The following is a 291-nucleotide window of genomic DNA, read 5'->3' as shown; positions in this document are numbered from 1 at the left end:
TCTATGGCGGAACGACAAATCTCTTTACGGTGACGCTTAAGAAACTGGGAATCGATTCGACGCTGGTGGATCCCGATGCGTCTGAGGAAGAGCTGGAGAAGGCATTTCAACCGAATACAAAGGCTGTTTTTGGAGAGACGATTGCAAATCCGGCCCTGGTGGTTCTGGATATTGAAAAATTTGCAGCGGCTGCTCACAGACACGGCGTACCGTTAATCATCGACAATATGTTTGCAACTCCGATTAACTGCCGTCCCTTTGAATGGGGCGCCGATATCGTGACCCATTCCA

The 291-nt window shown here is 49.5% G+C and carries 1 protein-coding gene; it reads left to right on the top strand.

Annotated elements, in window-relative coordinates:
* Nucleotides 1-291: PLP-dependent transferase (locus NE473_RS31955; protein ID WP_256265716.1), on the top strand; the 291-nt coding region annotated here is incomplete at both ends.

The sequence above is a fragment of the Hungatella sp. SL.1.14 genome (genome assembly GCF_024460495.1).
Taxonomy (GTDB): Bacteria; Bacillota; Clostridia; order Lachnospirales; family Lachnospiraceae; genus Hungatella; species Hungatella hathewayi.
This window is presented reverse-complemented; position numbering and strand designations above follow the sequence as displayed.